The sequence below is a fragment of the uncultured Porphyromonas sp. genome (genome assembly GCF_934359325.1).
Taxonomy (GTDB): domain Bacteria; phylum Bacteroidota; class Bacteroidia; order Bacteroidales; family Porphyromonadaceae; genus Porphyromonas_A.
Genome location: NZ_CAKRLH010000190.1, coordinates 1 through 3,206, shown reverse-complemented (window position 1 = coordinate 3,206; position 3,206 = coordinate 1). Strand labels below are relative to the sequence as shown.

At 58.0% G+C, this 3,206-nt stretch carries 2 protein-coding genes; both read left to right on the top strand.

Annotated elements, in window-relative coordinates; all coding sequences use genetic code 11:
* On the top strand, window positions 1-1,617 hold a 1,617-nt coding region (locus Q0F21_RS06705; protein WP_297238520.1), incomplete at its 5' end, for a DNA gyrase C-terminal beta-propeller domain-containing protein.
* Window positions 1,618-1,776: 159 nt separating this feature from the next.
* Window positions 1,777-3,009 (top strand): tetratricopeptide repeat protein, encoded by a 1,233-nt coding sequence (locus Q0F21_RS06700; RefSeq protein ID WP_297238518.1) that lies wholly within the window; start codon window positions 1,777-1,779, stop codon window positions 3,007-3,009.
* Window positions 3,010-3,206 lie beyond the last annotated feature (197 nt).

Below are 3,206 nucleotides of genomic sequence, written 5' to 3'. Positions count from 1 at the left end.
AATAAGCTCTACAAGATGACTGCCCTGCAGTCCTCCTTTGCCTGCAATAACATCGCCCTCGTCGACGGTCGCCCGAGACTGCTGTCGCTGAAGGAGCTGATCGGCGAATTTGTCAAGCACCGCCACGAGGTGGTGACGCGTCGCACCCGATATGATCTGAAGAAGGCTAAGGAGCGGCTCCACATCCTCGAGGGGCGCATCGTCGCCGCCGACAATATCGATGAGGTGGTCCATCTGATCAAGGCGTCGGCCAATCAGACCGCCGCCATGCAGGCGCTCATGGAGCGCTTCAGCCTCTCCGAGATACAGGCGCGCTCCATCGTGGAGATGCGTCTCGGTCAGCTCACCGGCCTCGAGCTGGACAAGCTCCACCAGGAGTACGACGAGGTGACGGAGAAGGTGAGGTACTACGAGCGGATCCTCTCCGATGAGGACTTCCTCTACTCGATCCTCATCGAGGAGTGTCGCGAGATCATCGACAAGTATGGCGACGACCGCCGCTCGGACATCGTCTACGCCACCCCGGACATGAATCCGGAGGACTTCTACCCCGACGATGACATGATCATCACCATCTCGCACTACGGGTACATCAAGCGTACGCCGCTGGCAGAGTATCGCTCGCAGAATCGCGGCGGTACCGGTGCCAAGGGTGCGGGGACCAAGGACGAGGACTTCGTCGAGTTTGTCTACGGCGCGTCCAATCACGCCCACCTCCTCTTCTTTACCGACCGGGGTCGCTGCTACTGGCTCCGCGTCTTTGAGATCCCCGAGGCGGCACGCAACTCCAAGGGACGTGCGATCCAGAATATCCTCAATATCGAGAGCGACAACCGCATCACCGCCATCCTGAGGATCAAGAACCTCACCTCCGACCAGGAGTTCGTCGACACCCATTACCTCAATTTCGTCACCGAGCAGGGCATGATCCGCAAGGCGCGACTGAGAGACTTCTCCCGCCCACGCTCCAAGGGGATCATCGCCATCCGACTCAAGGACGAGACCGACCGCGTCGTCTCCGTCATGCTCACCAACGGTCGTCACGACGTCCTCCTCGCCAGCCGCGAGGGCCGGGCGATCCGCTTCCCGGAGGGTCTCCTCCGCCCGATGGGTCGCACCTCGGCTGGGGTGCGCGGCATGCGGCTCCAGTCACCTGAGGACCGCGTCGTGGGGGCGATCAGCATCAAGGACCCGGAGGCAGAGTCGATCCTCGTCGTGTCGGAGAACGGCTACGGCAAGCGCTCCCCCCTCGAGGAGTACCGCATCACCAACCGAGGCGGCAAGGGCATCATCACCCTCAAGGCGACTGCGAAGACCGGCAAGCTCATCGCCGTCCACTCCGTCACCAACGATCACGACATCATGATCATCAATAAGAGTGGCGTCGTGATCCGCGTCCACGTCTCCGACATCTCCATCCTCGGGCGAAACACCCAGGGCATCCGTCTCATCAACCTCAGCAAGAGGGACGACGAGATCGCCGATGTCTGCCGTGTCCCCGCCGACGAGGATCAGGCGGAGCAGGAGGATACCTCCATCGGCGAGCGGGAGGAGGATGCCGACCCCACCGCCCTCGATGAGCCGGAGGACGACACCTCGGAGAGCGAGGAGGATTAAACGATCCACCCACTTTTCTATCATATATAATGTACGAAGGTGCAAGGAGCACGTCCATTAGGACAGTTTTTGTTACCTTTGGACCGACTCCCCGGGGCAACCGTTGGGGGAGATTGTGGTAAACTTTGAGAATAAATTAATAGCAAAGAATAGACAACCATGAGTAAAAAACTACTTATCGGAGCGCTCTCACTCCTCATCGCCGTACCTGCCGCCTTCGGTCAGGAGAAACTGGTGAAGCAGGTGGAGCGCATGGCCAAGAAGGACGACGTCAACGTACAGGAGGCGCGTAACTTCCTCAAGCCGGCATTTGAGAACCCTGAGACCGCCAACGACGCCAAGACCTGGTGGGTCGCCGGACTCATCGAGGAGCAGCAGGTGAAGCGTGACTACCTCCAGCTCTCTCTCGGCAAGGAGATCAATCAGGACGCTTTCTACAAGGCAGTCGCCGACATGACCGACTACTACATGAAGGCTGACTCCCTCGACCGTCTCCCCAACGAGAAAGGCAAGGTAAAGCAGCACTTCGACAAGAAGATCTCCGAGTCCCTCGCCACCTACTACGGCTTCCTCGTCAATGGAGGTGCCGCAGCGATGGACGGAGGTGATGTCTGCAAGGCTCACGACCTCTTCCAGAAGTTTATGGACGTGAAGAAGATGGAGCTCTTCCAGGGCACCCCCACCGCCGAGCAGGACTCGATGTCGATGCAGATCGGATTCTTCAACGCCTACACGCTTACCCAGTGCAATAAGGACGACAAGCAGGCTGCCATCGCCGCCTATGAGGCGATCAAGGACGTCCCCTTCCGTCAGAATGACGTCTACCAGCTCCTCGCACAGTCCTACGTCCAGGCAGGCGACACCGCCGGCTTCCTGAGGACGCTCGATGAGGGTATCAAGCTCTTCCCGGAGGAGAATTTCTACCTCTTCAATAAGATCAACATCCTGATCCAGGAGGGCCGTCACGAGGATGCCAAGGCCTATCTCGACCAGGCCATCTCCGCGAATCCGAGCAACAAGCAGCTCTACTTCGTCCTCGCTAACGTCTACGAGCAGGGCTACAAGGATATGGGAAAGGCTGAGGAGGCCTTCAAGAAGGCTCTCGCCATCGACCCTGAATACGCAGAGGCCATGCTCGGTCTCGGTCGCGTCTACTTCAACCAGGGTGCCAACATCCAGTCCGAGGCCAACGCCATCACCGATGAGGCTCAATACAAGGCTAAGGTGGACGAGGCTAAGGTCTTCTTCCAGAAGGCTCTGCCTTACTTCGAGAAGGCTGTGGAGCTCAATCCTGACGACACCCAGTATCTCGTTGCTCTCCGTGGTATCTACTACAACCTCGGCATGGACGATAAGTACAACGAGATCGACCAGAGAATCCAGAACAAGTGATCTCTGATCCCTAACCAACATCCCTCACGGCGGGACGGCACCTCAGTGTGTCGTCCCGCCTTTTTTGTACCCACTTCCCCGCCCTCCCTCTCAGGTAAATCTAATACCGGTAATAGAGATCCGCCGGAGGTGTGGGGGCTTTTCGGTACATTTGTAGGTGGCAATCATTTCTCCTCTATAATATAAAAATGTAATAT